The organism is Methylomonas sp. MED-D (assembly GCF_050276835.1).
In the GTDB taxonomy this organism is placed as follows: domain Bacteria; phylum Pseudomonadota; class Gammaproteobacteria; order Methylococcales; family Methylomonadaceae; genus Methylomonas; species Methylomonas koyamae_A.
The window spans coordinates 1,195,984-1,214,473 of record NZ_CP189965.1; the positions used below are offsets into that span (position 1 = coordinate 1,195,984).

Below are 18,490 nucleotides of genomic sequence, written 5' to 3' on the forward strand. Positions count from 1 at the left end.
GCCTTCTGGGAGGGGAAATGGAAAGTTTTGCGAACTTGTCGATTCGGGTGAAAACCGCGATTCCGATTGCGTTGATGTCCTTGGTGTTGGTCGTGGTGGCCGGGCTCGGCTACAACTATCTATCGAAACTGGGCGACCACACCCGGCGCCTGGGCGAGGTCGAATTGCCGGCGCTGGCGGTGTTGCTGGAAAGCGACCGCGACATGTATCAGGCGATGCTGGCGGAACGTACCCTACAATCGCCCGGTTTGGACAGCGCGGCGGCCGACAAACTCAAGGCGTTTCACGCCGAGAACCTGCAACAGGCCCGTACTCGCTTCAGCAAGTTTCTGGCCTTGTCCGACCTGCCGAATGCCGGCCAGTACGAAGCCCGCTTCGATTCTTCCTTTCAGGCTTGGGTTAAGCAAAGTCAGGCCAATATCGCCTCGGCATTAGCCGGTAAGCCTGCCCCCTATCAAAAAGGCGAGGCGGATTTCGAGAAAGCCCGGGCGGTCATCAACGAATTGACCGAGTTGGTCAACGCTCAAGCCGACAGCTTGCGCGCGGCCGCCGGCGCGGACGTGGCGTTCAGCGTGCGGGTGTCGTTGGCGGCGCTGTCGGTGGGATTGGCCTTGGCCTTGGCCTTTGTGTGGGTCTTTCCTCGGCATATTGCCGAGTCGCTGCGACCCGCACTGGACGCGGCGCGGCGCATGGCCGACGGCGATTTGAATTTCGAGCTGAAGACCGAACGTACCGAGGAGACCGGTCAGTTGCTAAAGGCGATGGAAAGCGTCCGGCTCAGCCTGCGGGCCATGGTGGCCGATACCGAACTACTGGTGGGCGCGGTGTCCGACGGGCGACTGGAAGTCAGGGCCGACGCGGACCAGCATCGCGGCGCCTATCGCAATATCGTCGCCGGAATCAATCGGACCCTGGAAGCGATCGTCGAGCCGGTCAGCGCCGCGATCGCGGTCCTGGAAGAGGTCGAACGCGGCAAATTGACCCGAACCCTGGACGGTGACTATCGCGGCCAATTCCTGAACTTTAAAAATACCGTCAACAACACGATCAACCGTCTGGCCGAAACCATCGGTCAGGTGATGCTGGCGGCCGATGCGTTGCGTAACGCCGCCGAGCAGATCGACGCCACTTCGCAAGCCTTGGCCAGCGCCGCTAGTCAGCAGGCCAGCGGGGCCGAACAGACCAGCGCCAGCATCGAGCAAATGGCGGCCAGCATCGAACAGAACGCCGATAATGCCCGGATTACCGACGGCATGGCCGGCGAGGCCGCGCAAGAGGCAGCGACCGGCGGCGCGGCAGTTCGGCAAACCGTGACGGCGATGCAGCAGATCGCCGCCAAGATCGGCATCATCGACGATATTGCCTACCAAACCAACATGTTGGCCTTGAACGCGGCGATCGAGGCGGCGCGGGCCGGCGACCACGGCAAAGGCTTCGCGGTGGTCGCCGCCGAAGTACGCAAGTTGGCGGAGCGCAGTCAGGTCGCGGCTCGGGAAATCGGCAAACTGGCCGAAACCAGTGTCGAAACCGCCGAAAGCGCCGGTAACTTGCTGGACCATATCGTGCCGGGCATCGCCAAAACCTCGGAGTTGATTCGGGAAATCGCCGCCGCGTCGCATGAGCAGTCGATTGGCGTCAGCCAGATCAACGCGGCGATGTCGCAAATGAACCAAGCCACCCAGCAAAACGCGTCGGCCAGCGAACAGTTGGCCGCCACTGCCGGCGGCATGACTGGACAAACCGACCAACTGTTGGAATTGATGCGGTTTTTCGACATAGGCGAAGCAGCGGGGCCCGCCGCCGAAAAATCCGTGCGTCCGGACGCGCCGCGCGGACGATTCAAACGTTTTTGAATGAGGGTCGCGGCTTTTTGAACGGTTGGGGACGCTGATGACGTCACGATTTTTCAATCGCTTCTCTCTGGGCACAGCGAGTTTGGCCGGATTGGTCGGGGTCGTCGGCTTTGCGGTATTGATGGGATTTAGCCTGTGGCAGGAACGGCTACAGCGCATTGCCCACGCCCGGGTCGAAACCGAAAACATCGCTATGGTCCTGGAAGGGCACGCGCTGGCGACCGTGCAAAAAATCGATTTGATCTTGAACGACGTACTGGGCCATTTGCGGGCCGACGATATGAAGGCGCGCTTGGGCGACCAGACCGAACGCGCGTTGGAACTGCATCGTTTGCTGATGGACAAGGCCGCCAGACTCAACGACGCGGCTATCATCGAAACCGGCGCGATTCAGGTGTTCGATGCCCGAGGCGATTGTCTGTACAGTTCGCTGGACAGCCAGCCGCCGATCAGTATCGCGGATCGTGAATATTTCCAACGCCATGGCGCCGACCCCAGCGTCGGTTTGTCGATCTCGCCGCCGCAGATTTCCAAGACCCTGGGTCTGCGAAAAATCTCGCTGACCCGGCGCATAGACGGTCCGGACGGCCGCTTTGCCGGTGTCGTCAACGTTGTGACGCTGTTGAGTTCCTTCGAAAAGTTTTACGCGACACTGGATTTGGGCGAACACGGCGCGGTCGTGCTGCGCGACGACGCGATGCGCTTGCTGGCGCGTCATCCGATGCTGACCGAGGACGCCGCCCAACCTTTTCCCGACCACCCGGTGCTCGGTTTTGTCGCGCGCGGTAGCGATCGCGGTCATTACGTCGAAATCAGTCCGGCCGACGGCGTCAAACGCCTTTACAGCTTCCGCCGGGTGGGCCATTACCCCTTATTCGTACTGGCGGCCATCGCCGAGCAGGACTATCTGGCCGAATGGTACGAGCACCTGCGCTGGTACGGGGCCGCCGGTCTGCTGATCGCGCTGTTGTCGCTGAAATTAATGCTGACCGCCCGTTACGGTCTGCTGAAGTGGCAGAGCAACGAAAAAAAATACCGCTATATCGTCGAAAACGCGCCGATCGGCGTCTTCCAATGCGACAACCAGGGCAAACACCTGTTCGCCAACCTGACGATGGCTCGGCAGTTCGATTGCGAGTCGGTCGAAGAATTCATGGCTACTTATGGTGGCGCCGACTTTCGCTTCGCCGACTCCACTCAATTATGCAAGGCTTTGGAATCCGACCGGGAAGTCCGCGAATTCGAAACCCGCGCCGTGTTGGCCGGCGGCCATACCAAATGGTTCTCGCTGTCGGCCAGGGCCGACGCCAACGGCGTCGTCAACGGTTTTACGCTGGACGTCACCGACCGCAAGCAAACCGAGGAAAAATTGCGGATGTCCGAAGAGCGCTTGCGGCTGACGCTGGAAGCCGCGCAAATCGGCATTTTCGACTGGGATGTGGTCAGCGATCGTTTCGTGGTTTCGCCGATTTACTACAGCATGTTGGGTTACTCGCCCAAGGATGGTCAAGGCGACCGCGAAGAATGGCTGGAGCGGGTGCATCCGGACGACCGGGCGATGGTGGCCGGCAAAATCAACAGCGTGTTGGCCAAGCAAGCCGACGCCTACACCTACGAGGCGCGGATCCGCCACGCCGACGGCGAATACCGTTGGTTGAGCGCCAAGGCTTTCAACGTGGAACGCGGCGCGGACGGCGCGGTCGGACGCGTGCTCGGCATTCGGATGGATGTCACCGACCGGAAACGCAACGAAGAGGAATTGGCGCATTATCGAGATCATCTGGAGCGCTTGGTCGACGAACGCACCGCCGAACTGCTGGAAGCCCGGAAGCTGGCCGACGACGCCAACCGCGCCAAGTCGGATTTTCTGGCGAATATGAGTCACGAAATCCGCACCCCGATGAACGCCATCATCGGTTTGACCCGCTTAGCGTTGGATACCGAGCTTAGTCAACAACAACGCGATTATCTGGGCAAGGTATTGAATGCGTCGCAGGCTCTGCTGGGCATACTCAACGATATTTTGGATTATTCGAAAATCGAAGCGGGCCGGATAGACATCGAGGCGGTCGATTTTTGTTTGGAAGATATTTTGCGCGCCACCGCCGATTTGTTTTCGTTTCGGGCCGAGGAGAAAGGGATCGAATTGTTTATCGACATGGCCCCGGACGTGCCGGAGTGGCTGGTCGGCGATCCGTTGCGGCTGAGCCAGATTGTCGACAATCTGGTCGGCAACGCCATCAAATTTACCGAGCGCGGCGAAGTGCATTTGAAGGTCGAGCAAAAAGAGATCACGGCGGACGCGGTGTGCTTGCGCTTCGCGGTGCGCGATACCGGGATCGGCTTGACGGCGGATCAGGCCAATCGCTTATTCCGGCCGTTCGTGCAGGCCGAGGCCGGCATCACCCGCCGTTTTGGCGGTACCGGCCTGGGCCTGACGATTTGCAAACGCCTGGTCGAGATGATGCGCGGCCGCATCGCATTGTCGAGCGAACCGGGGCGCGGCAGTACGTTCGTGTTTACCGTGTGGCTGGGTTTGCCGGATCCGCAAAAACCGCGAGCCAAGCCCGGCCGCGGCTTGCACGACTTGCGGGCGATGCGGACGCTGGTGGTCGACGATCAGGAAACCTCTTTGCTGATTCTGCGGACCATGCTGCAAAGCTGGGGCTTTCAAGTGACGACCGCCGACTCCGGCGCCGCCGGTTTGCGGTTTTTCGAAGAGGCCGAACGCGACGGTCAACCCTACGATTTGTTGATCCTGGATTGGAAAATGCCGGCGATGAACGGGCTGGAGTTCGCTCGGGCCTTGGCCGAACTGAAGCCGGAGAATCGGCCGCCGATTACGGTAATGGTGACCGGTTTCGGCCGAGAAGAACTGGCCGCCGCCACCGACGGCGCCTTGATCGACGCGATTGTCGGCAAGCCGGTGACGCCGTCTGAAATGTTTGACGTTTTGATGGCGCTGCAACGTCAGGAGCACGTTAGGTCGAAACCGACCGCCGACGTGTTCGAAACCAGCCGGGTGTTGTTGGATGGCATACGCGGCGCCCGGATTCTATTGGTCGAGGATAACGAACTCAATCAGCAAGTGGCTAGAGAGTTTTTGACGAAAAGCGGATTGTCGGTGGAGCTGGCTAACAATGGGCAGGAGGCCGTTGATCTGGTGCAGCGCCAGCGTTTCGATGCGGTGTTGATGGATTTGCACATGCCCGTCATGGATGGCCTGGAAGCGACCCGGCGAATTCGGGCCCTGGCGGAGGGCCGGCATTTACCGATCATCGCGATGACGGCGGCGGCGATGGCGCAAGATCGCGAGGCTTGCGCGTTGGCGGGCATGAACGGCCACGTCGCCAAGCCGGTTGAGCCGCGAGAACTCGCCGAAGTGCTGGCGCGCTGGGTCAAGCAGGGCGGAGAGCGGCCGGTGACGATACTTGAGTCGGCCGGGACCGTCGATGCGGCGCCGGCCGCGGTCGATAGCGAAGCCGAAATCGCCGGATTGGCGCGGGCCTTGCCGGGCGTTTCGGTCGGGGTGGCGTTGCGACGCATGGGCGGTGATCCGCTGTTCTATCGGCGCTTGTTGGCACGCTTTGCCGAGCGTCATGGCGATGCCGGCGCGCAAATTCGGCGCTTGGCGGGCGACGGCGATAATGAAGCGCTCTATCAGCTGGCCCACAATCTGAAAGGCGAGGCCGGCAATTTGGGCCTGGACAGCATTGCCGGTCCGGCCGATCGATTAGGGCGCTTGCTGAAATCCGCCGGCGCCCAAAACTGGGCCGAGTTGGCGGCAACCCTGGCGAGCGAATGCGAGGCGATGACGGCGCGCTTGGCCGCGCTGACACTCGATGCCGCCGCTGTCCCGGCGGCGCCGAGCGGCGGTGGGGCGGGGGAGTTTTGGCCGCGCCTGACCTTGCTCGAGCAGCAGTTGCGGAGTAAAAGTTTGGAGGCCCGCCATCTGGTCGACGAACTGGAAGGAACGCTGGACGATCCGATTTTGGCGGAGCAATTCGCCAAAGTCGTCCAAGCGGTCAAACAATTGCGTTACGACGCTGCGTTGGTCGAATTGGCCACACTCGGCGAAGACCGTAGACCTTAGGAGTAGAACATGAGCGCGCAAAACAAGGCTCAACGGGTTTTGATTGTCGACGATTCGCTGAGCAATATTGAGTTACTGGACCACATCCTGGGGAGGCATTACGCCACCAGCTTCGCGACTAACGGTGCCGAGGCGCTGGAACTGGTCGACCGGTGTCCGCCGCATTTGGTGTTGCTGGACGTGGTGATGCCGGGCATCGACGGCTACGAAGTCTGCCGGCGCTTGCAAGCCGATAACGCCACCCGCGCCATTCCGGTGATTTTCTTAACTAGCCTGGACAGTCCGGTTGACGAGGAATACGGTTTGTCGTTGGGCGCCGCCGATTTCATTCACAAGCCCGTGTCGCCGCCGGTGGTGTTGGCCAGGGTGCGCAATCATCTGGCCCTGGCCGATACCACGCGAGAGCTGCGCCGGCACAACGAAAATCTGGAGCAGTTGGTGGCCGAGCGCACCGAGGAGTTATTGCAGCGCAACCGGCAATTGATCGCGGCCCAAGGCTCGGTGATCTCGGCGTTTTGCGCGCTTGCCGAGGTCCGCGATAACGAAACCGGCAATCACATCCGGCGCACCCAAAATTATGTGCGCGAACTGGGTGAAGCCCTGCGCGGCCACCCGCGGTTCCGAAATTGCTTGAACGACGAAACCATCGAGTTGATGTACAAAACCGCGCCGCTGCACGACATCGGCAAGGTGGCGATTCCCGACGCGGTGTTGCTGAAGCCCGGTAAATTGACCGATGCCGAGTGGGTGATCATGAAACGGCATTGCGAGGCCGGTCGCGACGCGATCGTGTCGGCGGCTCGCGAATTCGGCGACGGCGAGGGGGCATTCCTGGAGTGCGCGGCCGATATTGCCTATTGCCATCACGAGCGTTGGGACGGCAACGGCTATCCGCGCGGTTTGCGCGGCGATAGCATTCCGATTAGCGCCCGGTTGATGTCGGTCGCCGACGTCTACGACGCACTGACTACCAAGCGGGTTTACAAGCCGGCCTTCAGCCATGCCGAATCGGTGAAATTGATCTGGGAGGGGCGCGGCAGTCAGTTCGATCCCGACGTCACCGATGCGATGACGGCGCTGGCAGGCCGCTTCGAGGCGATAGCGGAGCAATACCGCGACGGCGAATAAGACGCCGTCACAACCAGCCGTCCCTGGCGTGGTCGAGGATCGCGGTGACGGCCGGATGTTGCTGTTTGCGGCGTAGCGTGATCGCGTAAAAACGTTCCAGCACCGTTTCGATCCGGCCCAACACCTCGACGCCGTATTGCCGGCAAATTTCGCCGGCCACCGCGCTCGGCGCGACGAACAGGCCGGCGCCGCCGGCGCCGAACGTCTTCAGCAGCGCGCTGTCTTCGATTTCGGCCTGAATGTTGGGACTGATCCCGTTGGCGTCGAACCATAAGTCCAACGAGCGCCGCAGCGCGGTATTGCCGGTCGGCAGCAAGAACGGCGCGCCGGTCAGCGAGCGCGGAAAGCGATCCCGATAAGTCGCCGCCAAGCCGGGACTGCCGAACACGCTGACATCGCATTCGCCCAGAAAGTGGTTGAAGGCCTTGGCGCCGCTGGCCGGGGTCAGCGGCGTATCCGACATTACCAAATCGACGCCTTGCACGGCAATCTCGGCCAACAGCCGGTCGGCCTTGTCTTCGTAGCAATGAATCTGGACCGGTTCCGGCAAGCGGAAAACCGGTTCGATCAGCCGGTACACTGCCAACTTGGGCAATGCGTCGGATACGCCGACCGTCAAGCGCCAGGCTCGCCCGGTCGGCAGGCCTTTCAAGGTATTGGTCAGTTCCCGGCCCAGCGTGAATATCTCGTCCGCGTAATGAAACACCACCCGCCCGGTATCGGTTAGCAGCAACTTGCGGCCGCTTTTGAAGAACAACTTGTCGCCGATGGCTTGTTCGAATACCGCCAGTTGGCCGCTGACGGTCGGCTGAGCCAGATGCAATTTTTCGCAGGCCCGAGTGATGCTGGCTTCGCGGGCCACATGCCAAAAATAAAACAAATGCTGGTAATTGATGCGTTCCTGCATGGCCTTTACATAGAAATTTTCGATGTATTTATTCTAATCTTTCTATTTAACAATACCAAAGACTAGCGTTACGCTATCGACAAAGTGGCCGGCCCGCTTTTTGCTGCTCGATGCGGTAACCGCTGACCATGATGGAGACTTAAGTGACTAAACATACCGACGATAAACAACTGCGCCGCTCGATTCGTTTGCTGAGTTCGATGTTGACCAGAGTGTTGAAACACCAAGGCCAACGCGATGTGGAGGAATCCGTCGCGCAATTGCAGCGACGCTTCGCCGCGCTGATGCGCGACAACACGCCGGCCCGGCGCAAGCCCCTGCAGGATGTCGTCGAGCGCTTGGACGCCGACGAAATCGGTCAGGTGGTCAGAGTGTTCAACCAGTATTTCAGCCTGTTGAGCATCGCCGAGGAGTCGCATTCGCTAGGCCAGCGCCGCCAGCGCCAGACCGGGCATTTCTGGCCGGGCTCGTTCCACGACACCTTGTGTACCTTCAAGGAATCCGGCATCGGCGCCGAGCAAGTGCAGACCTTGTTGGCTGATTTGCTGTATTTGCCGGTGATGACGGCCCATCCGACCGAGGCCAAGCGCCGCACCGTCAAGGGCGCGTTGCGCAATTTGTTTTTGACCCACGAACAGATTGACGGCAGCCGGCAGGGTCCGGGCCGTAAGGCGGCATTGGAACGCTTGCAGGCGCAGATTCAGTTGCTGTTGCGCACCGATGAAGTGCGCGGTCGCAAGCCCGGCGTGGTCGACGAAATCGATACCGGCCTGTTTTATTTTCCGCTGTCGCTGTTCGAGGCGACCAGCAAGGTTTACCGGAATTTCGAGGAATCGATGGTCGATGTCTACGGCGAGGAAGCGGCCGCCGGCGCGCGGATTCCCAGTTTCTTGAAGTTCGGATCGTGGATAGGCGGCGATCGCGACGGCAATCCCAACGTCACCCCGGAAACCACGGTGCTGGCGCTACGGCTGCAAGCGCAAGCGATCCTGCTGGAGTATGCGCGGCGTCTCGATGCGTTGCGCGGCCAGTTGTCGCATTCCTACGGCTTGTGCGAATTGACGAGCGAATTCAGTGCCAGTCTGGAAGCCGACCGCACCGCATTGGGGCCGGCGGTGGCCGAATTGGCGCGGCCTTATCTGCAAGAGCCCTACCGCCATAAATTGACCATCGTCAAATACCGGATAGAGCAGGGCTTGGAACGCATTGCCAGGCGCTTGCGCGGCGACGCGGAACCGGCCGATTGCCACGCCTATCCCAGCGTGGCCGAATTCCTGCGCGATTTGCGTCTGATCGACCGGTCGCTGCGCAACCACGGCGACGCCAATATCGCCGAACTGGAATTGCACGACCTGATTCGCCTCGCCGATACCTTCGGCTTTCATTTGATGCATCTGGACGTGCGCCAGGAATCGACCCGGCATAGCGAGGCGGTGGCCGATATTCTCGGCGCGGCCTTGGGCATCGATTATCGGGCGATGAACGAGGAGGATCGCTTGCAATTGCTCGGCGAGGCGATCGCCGCGCCGGGCGGCTTGATGTTCGATCCGGGCGCGTTGCCGTCGGCAACCCGCGAAACCCTGGCCTTGTTCGAAGTGATGGCCAGCAGCCGGCGCGAGATCGGTCCGGACTGCTTCGGCGAATACGTGATATCGATGACCCACCACGCCAGTCACGTTTTGGAGGTGATGTTACTGGCCGCCCAGTGCGGCTTGGTTGGTCGGATCCGAGGTCATTGGTACTGCAATATCGGCGTCAGCCCGCTGTTCGAGACGATAGACGACTTGAACCGGATCGAGGAAGTATTGAACGACTTGTTCGATTCGCCGACTTACCTGACCTTGCTGAAGGCCTCCGGCCGTCGTCAGGAAATCATGCTGGGCTATTCCGATTCGTGCAAGGACGGCGGCATCCTGGCTTCGGCGTGGGGCTTGTACCGGGCGCAACGCCGCATCGTCGATATTTGCGATCGGCGCGGCATCCGCTGCCGCTTGTTTCACGGCCGCGGCGGTACGGTTGGCCGCGGCGGCGGTCCGACCCACGAAGCGATTCTGGCGCAACCCGCCGACAGCGTGCGCGGTCAGATCAAGTTTACCGAGCAGGGCGAGGTGTTGTTCTATCGCTATAACAACATGGAAACCGCGATTTACGAACTGACGATGGGCGTGACCGGTTTGTTGAAGGCCAGCGCCAGTCTGGTGCAACCGGTCCCCCCCGATAACCCGGAAAATTTGGCGGTGATGGACGAGTTGGCGAGGATAGGCGAACAAAGTTATCGGGATTTGACCGAGCGCACGCCGGGCTTTTTGGACTATTTTTACGAATCGACGCCGGTCGGCGAAATCGGCCGCTTGAACATCGGCTCGCGGCCGTCGCACCGCAAGAAACAGGACCGCTCCAAAGAGTCGGTGCGGGCCATTGGCTGGGTATTTGCCTGGGCCCAGTCGCGGCAAACCTTCCCGGCTTGGTACGGCGTCGGCCTCAGCGTATCGACCTGGTGCGCCGGTCGAAGCGAGCGGCTGGAGCAATTGCGAACGATGTACCGCGACTGGCCGTTTTTTCGCAATTTGCTCAGCAACGCTCAGATGGCCTTGAGCAAGTCGGACATGGAACTGGCGCGGGAATACGCCGGCTTGTGCGTGGACCCGGAAACCGGCAAACGCGTGTACGGCTTGATCGCCGGCGAGTATCAACGTTGCGTGGAGTGGGTGTTGGATGTGGCGCAAATCGATAGGCTGTTGGCCGATAACCCTAGCTTGGCCGACTCGTTGCGCCGCCGCGACGCTTATCTGGGGCCATTGAATTTCTTGCAGGTCTGCCTGCTGCGCAAGGTGCGAGAAGACGATGCCGGCGCCGGCGACAGTCCTTGGCTGAATCCGCTGTTGCGCACGATCAACGCGATCGCCGCCGGCATGCGCAACACCGGCTAATTTCGCGGCGGCTGGCCGGCGCCACGACAGTCGTTAGGGAGGCAGCATGATTAACGAAATCGTTAGTGGATCGACCGGCGTCTTGGCGAATGCCTACGCGGCCGCGAAGCGCCGTTATGGCGGCCGGCGTTTGGCCTACTTCGTCGCCGCGCTGGTGATGTTGAGCTTCGGCGATACGCTGTTGCCGCTGATCGGCCACGGCGTGCACGTGGCGATAGAAATCGTCGAGTGGCTGTTGGAGCATTGGTTGGAGGCCGCCTTCGGCTTATCGCCGCGCCAAGCGGAAATCACGGTGTTTTGGCTGGGCATCGTCGCGATCGGTTACGGATCGTGGCGGGTCGCACGGGCCGCGTATCTGGCCGCACTGGCCTGGCGGCGCGATTTGGCGGTGCGTTGGCGGGCAAACTCGGCGGGGCGGGCGTATTGGCCGGCCTTGGCGCGCTCGGCCTTGGTGTTCGGCGCACTCGGCTCAACGCTGTTGATGTTCACTTGACAGTAACGGCGGTGATGTCGCGTCGGCCATCATGAAACGTGGCTGCGGGAGTTGCCCGGCTGGATACGGTCTTGGGATCGGCGCGCGCGTTCGAACGACTTTAATGGGGCCGGCACCTGCCGATTCGTCAATCCATCAGGACTCGTGAAACGATGCGGACCTTACAAGCATTTTTGAGCCGACTGTTGGCGCTGCCGGAAACCGGACCGGTTCCGGACCCGCCGGCGAATTTGACCGAACTCGCCGACCGTTTGGGTCTGCGTCTCGAGCCGGCGGTACTCACGCCGAACGCCGCCGCCGAAACCTCGGCGCCGCAAACCCCGTTGCTGGCCGAACTGGCCGAGCGGGAGGGGTGGTTGGTGTTGTCGGGCTTTCGGGCCGGTTCGGTGCGGGTCGCGCTGATTCACGGCGACGCCGTCGAAGAGCGTTTGATCAAGCCGGCCGAGGTCGCCGGCTTGCTGGGCTTGAGCGGCGACCGTTCGACCGGGTGGTGGCTGATACAAGCCAGGGCGCCCTTGGCCAACGCGGTGAGTCCCGACGGCCACGGCCATCTGCCGCCTTGGCGGCGTTTGGTCGAGTTGCTGCGCGCCGATTTACCCGATCTTTGGCTGGTGCTGGGGCTGGCCTTGGGCTCCGGCTTGCTGGCCCTGGCGTCGCCGGTCGCGGTGCAGGCACTGGTCAACACCGTGGCGATGGGCGGCATGGGCCAACCTCTACTGGTGTTGGCGGTCATCCTGTTTTTCTTTCTGACTTTCGCCGGGGCGGTTCACGTACTCGAGGCCTATCTGGTCGAAATCGTTCAGCGCCGGGTGTTCGTGCGCCTGGCCAGCGATCTGGCCCACCGCTTGCCGCGAGTGCGGCGCGAAACCGGCGACGCTCACCACGGCGCCGAATTGGTGAACCGTTTTTTCGACGTGCTGACCTTGCAAAAGGCCGGTTCGGCCTTGTTGCTGGACGGCTTGAGCACGCTGGTGCAAACCGGCGTGGGTTTGCTGATGCTGGCGTTTTATCATCCGTTCCTGCTGGCCTTCGATGTGGTATTGCTGTTCCTGATCGGCTTGATCGTGTTTGTATTGGGGCGGGGCGGCGTGAAAACCGCAGTTCAGGAATCCATTACCAAGTACGCGTTGGTGGCTTGGCTGGAAACCGTGGCCGCCAATCAGCAGATTTTCAAATTTTCCGGCGGGCCGCGCTGGGCGGTCCAGCGGACCGACGAGTTGTCGCTGAGCTATCTGGACGCCAAGCGCGGTCACTTTCGGGTGTTGCTGCGCCAAATCGTCGGTTCGTTGGCCTTGTACGCCGTCGCCAGCACCGGCTTGTTGGCGCTGGGCGGTTATCTGGTGATCGACGGGCATTTGACCTTGGGGCAATTGGTGGCCGCCGAATTGATCGTGTCTTCGGCATTGATTTCGTTGATCAAGTTCGGCAAGCATCTGGAAGGGTTTTACGATCTGATGGCGGGGACCGATAAAATCGGTCATCTACTGGACTTGCCGTTGGAGCGCGGCGATGGCGAGGCCTTGCCGGCGGCCGGCGCGTTGGCGGTGAACGTGACCCGGCTCGGCTTTGCCTACGGCCAGCGCCGGCCGGTTTTCAAGGACTTGAGCTTCGCGATCGGTGCCGGCGAAAAAGTCGCGCTGCTGGCCGGACATGCCGCCGGCAAGACCACCTTGGTCGAACTGCTGTGCGGCTTAAGGCCGGCGGCTAGCGGCCGGATTGAAATCGGCGGCGTCGAATTGGGACGCTTGCGCTTGGAAAATTTGCGGGACCGGGTCGCGCTGGTGGGTCGGTCGGAGTGGGTGGCCGACACCTTGTTCGAGAACGTGCGGCTAGGCCGGTCGGATATCGACGCCGAGGCGGTCAGGCAGGTCTTGGAGCGCTTGGGTTGGACGCGCTTCGGCTACGACGCGGCGCTCGACGCGCTGGCCACCGAGTTGACGGTGGGCGGCGCGCCACTGTCGGCCGCGCAAGGCCATTTGGTGCTGCTGGCCAGGGCGATGGTCGGTCGGCCCGGCATTTTGATCGTGGACGGCTTGCTTGACGACATGAGCCAGGACTGGCGCGACGCGGTGTTGGCGACTTTGTGCGCCGCCGACGCGCCGTGGACTTTGATCGTGACGACCGGCGTGCCGGCGGTGGCAAGCGGTCTGGCGCGCGTCATCGAGTGGGGAGGAGAGGGCGATGGACGAATGGCATAACCGCTTGTCGGCCCTGGCGGCCGCGCATACGCCGAGGACGGTCGGGCGTTGGGCGCGGGCATGCGTCTGGGTGTTCGTGCTGACGCCGCCTGCCTTGTTGGTGACGCCCTGGCAGCAAAACATCCACGCCAGCGGGCGAGTGTCGGCGTTCGCGCCGCTGGAGCGTCAGCAAACCGTCGAGGCGCCGGTCGGCGGCCGTATCGTGGCCTGGCATGTCAAGGAAGGGGACAAGGTGAAGTCCGGCGAAGTGTTGCTGGATATCGCCGATGTCGATCCGAGGTTGTTGGAGCGCCTGGCCGGCCAACGCGACGCGGCCGCCGCCAAATTGGCCGCCAAGCAAGACGAGTTGAACGCCTACCGGTTGCAGCTCGACAATCTGCAAGCTACTCGGGATTTGCAGGTCGCGACCGCGCAATATCGGCTCGACGTCGCCAAACAACGCGCCCGCGCCGCCGCCGAGGCGATCGCTTCGGCCCGCGCCACGCTGGACGCCGCCAGTTTGCAGCGCGAGCGTCTGCAACGTTTGCTCGGCGACGGCTTGGTGTCGCAACGCGAGTTCGAACTGGCCGAGCGCGACGGCGTCGTGGCCGGGCGCGGTCTGAACAGCGCCCAAGCCAGTCTGGAAGGCGCGCTGGCCGAGCAGCGCGCCGCCGAAGCCGAGATCGGCCGGATTCGCGCCGACGCCCAGGCCCGCATCGATTCGGCCAGCGCGGCGGCCAACAAAACCCAGAGCGAACTCGAGGACGGCCGCGCCAGCCTGTTAAAGGCCGAAGTCGATGTGTCCCGCCAACAATCGCAATCGATTACCGCGCCGCGCGGGGGCAGTGTGTTGCGCCTGCTCGCCAATCCGCAGAGCGACTTGGTGCGCCAGGGCGATCCGCTGTTGGTGCTGGTGCCGGACCGCGACGTCAAGGCCGTCGAATTGTGGGTGGACGGCAACGACGCGGCGTTGATCACGCCCGGCCGCCACGCCCGCCTGCAATTCGAAGGCTGGCCGGCCTTGCAGTTTGCCGGTTGGCCGGAAGTGGCGGTCGGTACCTTCGGCGGCAGCGTCGCCTTCGTCGACGCCAGCGACGACGGCAAGGGCAAATTCCGGGTTCTGGTGATACCGGACCCGGCCGACCGCGAATGGCCCAGCGAGCGCTTTTTGCGCCAAGGCGTGCGGGTCAAGGGTTGGATATTGTTGAATCGGGTGACGATGGCCTACGAATTGTGGCGCCAGTTGAATGCGTTTCCGCCGCAATTGACCGTCGAGGCGCCGATCAACGATCTGGTCAGGCAGAAGCTGAAATGAGCAGGCGGCGAACTCACTACCTTGGCTTCCCAAACGTCTGCCCGGCGCTTAGCGGCTTAGTCTTGCTGCTCGCGCTGGGCGGCTGCGCCGGCTATTTCGATACCGCCCCGGACCGCCGACTGGCCAAACGCGTCGAGGAGCGGCTGCAAACCGATCAAGGATTGAACTTGCCGGCGCTGTCCGCCGCGCCGCCGCAAACCGTCGAACAGGCTTTGCCGCGCTTCAAGGAACGCTTGGTTACCAACTTGCCCAAAGCGCCGCCCAAATCCGTGCAGCCCCGACCCGAGCGGCCGGCCGCCGAGCCGGAAGCCAGCCGGCGCCTGTCGATCGCGGCGGTGCGCGGCTTGGCGCTGGAAAACAATCTGGATCTGAAAATTGCTCAAATCGACCCCAAGCTGGCGCAATTGGCGGTCAGCGAGGAACAAGCCAAATTCGACGATTTGATCTTCGCCAAGGCCAAGTACGGCCAGAAGAACACCCCGGCCGAGAATTTGGATGTCGTGACCTTTACGCCCAGCGACGCCGACTCGCCGCTGAAAAACGAAACCGATAAATTGACCGCGATTGCCCAACGCACCGAAGGCTTGGAACTGGAGGCCGGCGTGGTGATACCGCTGCGTACCGGCGCCAAGGTCACCATTAGCGCGCCGTTCGACGCCAAGAAGCAATATCGCGGCGTGGCTTCCGACCAATACCGCAATGCGCTGCGCTTTTCGATCAGCCAGCCGTTGCTGCGCGACGCCGGCATCGCCAACAATGTGGCCGGCATCCGCATCGCCCGCTACGAACAACAGGCGGTCGATGTCAAAACCCGCTTGCAGGCGATTCGGGTGCTGGCGGCGGTCGAGCGGGCGTATTGGAGTCTCTACGTCGCCTGGGGCGAGTTGGACGTGCGCCGCCAGCAATACGAAAATGCCGCCGGCAATCTGGCGATGGTCAAAAAACGGGTCGGCGAAGGTTTGACCGCCGCGGTCGAAATCAATCGCGCCGAGATCGGCGTCGCCGAGCGGCTGGAAACCTTGATCGTCGCCGAAACCACGCTGAAAACCCGGCAACGCCAGCTCAAGCTGCTGTTGAACGATGCCAATCTCGATTTGGATTCGCCGACGGTCTTGATCCCGGAAACCGAGCCGACCTTGTTGGAATTCGGCTTCGATCGGGAACAATTGGCGGCGCGGGCCTTGGACGGGCGGCTGGAGTTGCTGGAACTGGAATTGAAGCTGGCCGCCGACGCCACCAAAATCGATTACCTGGAAAATCAGACCTTGCCGATGTTCATGCTGGATTATCAATATGCCGGCTTGGGGCGCGATACCGGTTCGATCAACGGCGCCTTCGATCAAACCCTGAGCGGACGCTATTCCGACTGGTCGGTCGGCTTGCGGATGGAAATTCCGTTGACCAATGAATTGCGCCGCGCCCGTCTGGACAAGGCGGTGCAGGAGCGTCTGCAACGCTTGACCACCAAGCAATTGCGCGAACTCAGCGTGCGCCGGGAGATTTACGATGCGCTGGACGTGTTGGGCCAGAACTGGCGGCGCATATTGGCCGCGCGGCAAAACGTGCTGTTGGCCGGCTTGAATTACGACGCCGAACTCAAGCAATTTCGGGAAGGCTTGCGAACGATGACCGAAGTACTGGAAACCCTGACCCGGCTGGGCGAGGCGCAATTGCGCGAGGTCAGGGCGGTCGGCGATTATCAGGTGGCGCTGGTCGATCTGGCTTTCGCGACCGGCACCGTGCTCGGCCATAGCCGGGTCGATTTCGAGCAGGCGGCGGCGCGCTAACGCCGATTGCCGGATCGCCAATCGGGCAAGAAAAGGAAAAAACCGGGTTTACAGCGATCCGCTATCGGTCTATCGTGGCAAGGCGTCTTTTGCCGCTTAGTTTGCAAACTACCTTTCGTTGATTAAGGGTATCGCGGCGCTTGCCGCCGTCGGCCGGGCATTCCGTCGCCGTCGCGATGATCTTTTTTTGGGGAGGAATGACGATGCAACGCAAATCTTTCAAATGGCTGGGATTGGCGGCGATGGCCGGATTCGGCCTGACCAATACGGCTCTGGCCAGTCAAACCGTCTGGGACGTCGGGACCGCCGAACTGCGCTTCGACGCCGACGAATTTTTGTTTTCGATCGCTGACGACGGCGCCAACGCCAGCGGGAACGTGCAAGTCACGCCGATCCCCGCCGCCGAACTGGCAATCATGCCGATCGCCAACGGTTTTAAAGTGGACTTCGGCGGCCGGATGCAAGTCTACGACGATACCCACGGCTTGACCGACAACGGCGTGGCAGGGCTCGGTTCGATCGATCTGAAATTCAATTTCGCGCCGAAGGCCGGCTACCGGATTAGCGGCTACAACGTGGCGTTCACCGGCCGGTATTCGTTTCAGGGCAACGCTTATTCGTCGGCTTATCTCAATCTGTCCGGCGACGTGCGATCGGTCGACGACCTATTCGGGAACCACGGTTTCGGCGTCGGCGGCGCGCCGGCCAATCAGTTCACCGCTTCGATACTGGCCGTGACCCAGGTCGAGGCTTACGAGCAAATCGTCGGCTACACCACCGAATGGGTGTCGGTATACATTGGCACCGAATACAGCGATCCGAATTGCCAGGAAGACGGTTGCCCGCTTCAAGACGTTTACGAACGGATGCAAGTCGAAACCCCGGTTTACGACTGGTACGACATTCCGGGCTACGCCACGATCGCCATCGACAGTTTGAGCCTGTCCGCCAATCTGGAACCGGTGCCGTTGCCGGCCGCGGCCGGGTTGTTCGCCGCCGGCCTGCCGTTGTTACTGGTCCGCCGCCGCGCGGGGTGATCGCCGGATTGCCGCCGATTTGCTTTCCCGGCCGGCATTCTCAATAATCGCAAGCTGTTTTGACTGTCACGGATTGCGATTATGTTCGAACTTTATTTAGACAGCGCCGATCTGGGCGCGATTCACGCTCTCTCCGCCAGCTTGCCGCTGGCTGGTGTCACGACCAATCCGACTATTCTGGCCAGTAGCGGTCAAGGCTTGCAGCAATGGCTGCCGGCCCTGGCCGATATTTTCCGCGGACAGCTTCGGGTACACGTACAAGTCGTGGCGGTGACGACCGAAGCCATGGTCGCGGAAGCGCTCGAACTGGCGGCATTGCCCTACGACATTGTCGTCAAGATACCGGCGCATGCGCCTGGTCTGGCCGCGATCAAGCAAATCAAGCGGCAGCACGACATTCCGGTATTGGCGACCGCGATTTACAGCGTGCAGCAAGGCTGGTTGGCGGCGCTGAACGGTGCGGACTATCTGGCGCCGTATTTGAACCGGATCGACAACCTGGGTCAGGACGGCCTCGGCGTGGTGGGCGACTTGCAAGCGCTGATCGACCGTTACCATTTGCCGAGCAAATTGCTGGTGGCCAGCTTCAAAAACGTCCAGCAGGTCTTGCAGGTCTTGAAGCTCGGCGTCGCGTCGGTAACGCTGCCGCCGGACATCGCCCGTGCCATGTTGGCCGCGCCGGCCACCGACCGGGCCGTCGAGGCGTTCTCGCTGGATTGGCGCGGCGTACACGGCGAACGGCTGTCGTTTCAAAGTTAAGCCGGAACTAC

At 61.8% G+C, this 18,490-nt stretch carries 11 protein-coding genes; 10 read left to right on the forward strand and 1 reads right to left on the reverse strand.

Translation table 11 applies throughout. From position 1 onward, the window contains the following. Nucleotides 1-17 precede the first annotated feature (17 nt). The 3 genes from ACQE3E_RS05315 to ACQE3E_RS05325 are packed head-to-tail and all read left to right on the forward strand — an operon-like array spanning nucleotide 18 to nucleotide 7,074. Entirely contained in the window at nucleotides 18-1,853 is a 1,836-nt protein-coding gene (locus ACQE3E_RS05315; RefSeq protein ID WP_064024556.1) for a HAMP domain-containing methyl-accepting chemotaxis protein, read from the forward strand. 37 nt (nucleotides 1,854-1,890) lie between these two features. Continuing rightward, entirely contained in the window at nucleotides 1,891-5,946 is a 4,056-nt protein-coding gene (locus ACQE3E_RS05320) for a response regulator (RefSeq protein ID WP_313728792.1), read from the forward strand. Between the two features lie 9 nt (nucleotides 5,947-5,955). Beyond that, a complete protein-coding gene (locus ACQE3E_RS05325) occupies nucleotides 5,956-7,074 on the forward strand; it encodes an HD domain-containing phosphohydrolase (protein ID WP_071154867.1) in 1,119 nt (372 codons plus the stop codon). Nucleotides 7,075-7,081: 7 nt separating this feature from the next. On the opposite strand, the gene ACQE3E_RS05330 is transcribed toward ACQE3E_RS05325, so the two are convergent. Further along, complete coding sequence (locus ACQE3E_RS05330) at nucleotides 7,082-7,981, reverse strand: LysR family transcriptional regulator (RefSeq protein ID WP_427501294.1); 900 nt, start codon at nucleotides 7,979-7,981, stop codon at nucleotides 7,082-7,084. A 143-nt stretch (nucleotides 7,982-8,124) separates the two neighbouring features. Between ACQE3E_RS05330 and ppc the strand changes: the two genes are divergently transcribed. From ppc to ACQE3E_RS05365, 7 genes are all read left to right on the forward strand, one after another. Then, on the forward strand, nucleotides 8,125-10,911 hold the full coding sequence (gene ppc, locus ACQE3E_RS05335; RefSeq protein WP_281022494.1) for a phosphoenolpyruvate carboxylase: 2,787 nt from the start codon (nucleotides 8,125-8,127) through the stop codon (nucleotides 10,909-10,911). Between the two features lie 46 nt (nucleotides 10,912-10,957). Beyond that, nucleotides 10,958-11,404: a hypothetical protein gene (locus ACQE3E_RS05340; protein WP_313728791.1), complete on the forward strand. Its 447-nt coding sequence runs from the start codon at nucleotides 10,958-10,960 to the stop codon at nucleotides 11,402-11,404. Between the two features lie 152 nt (nucleotides 11,405-11,556). After that, the gene (locus ACQE3E_RS05345; protein WP_082885306.1) at nucleotides 11,557-13,602 is read left to right on the forward strand and encodes an ATP-binding cassette domain-containing protein; all 2,046 of its coding nucleotides are present in this window, start codon (nucleotides 11,557-11,559) and stop codon (nucleotides 13,600-13,602) included. Beyond that, nucleotides 13,586-14,896 (forward strand): HlyD family secretion protein, encoded by a 1,311-nt coding sequence (locus ACQE3E_RS05350; RefSeq protein WP_313728790.1) that lies wholly within the window; start codon nucleotides 13,586-13,588, stop codon nucleotides 14,894-14,896. Before ACQE3E_RS05345 ends, ACQE3E_RS05350 begins: the two co-directional genes overlap by 17 nt. Then, entirely contained in the window at nucleotides 14,893-16,683 is a 1,791-nt protein-coding gene (locus tag ACQE3E_RS05355; protein ID WP_313728789.1) for a TolC family protein, read from the forward strand. Before ACQE3E_RS05350 ends, ACQE3E_RS05355 begins: the two co-directional genes overlap by 4 nt. A 203-nt stretch (nucleotides 16,684-16,886) precedes the next feature. Then, entirely contained in the window at nucleotides 16,887-17,720 is an 834-nt protein-coding gene (locus ACQE3E_RS05360) for a hypothetical protein (protein WP_313728788.1), read from the forward strand. 81 nt (nucleotides 17,721-17,801) lie between these two features. Beyond that, nucleotides 17,802-18,479 (forward strand): transaldolase family protein, encoded by a 678-nt coding sequence (locus ACQE3E_RS05365; protein ID WP_313728787.1) that lies wholly within the window; start codon nucleotides 17,802-17,804, stop codon nucleotides 18,477-18,479. Nucleotides 18,480-18,490 lie beyond the last annotated feature (11 nt).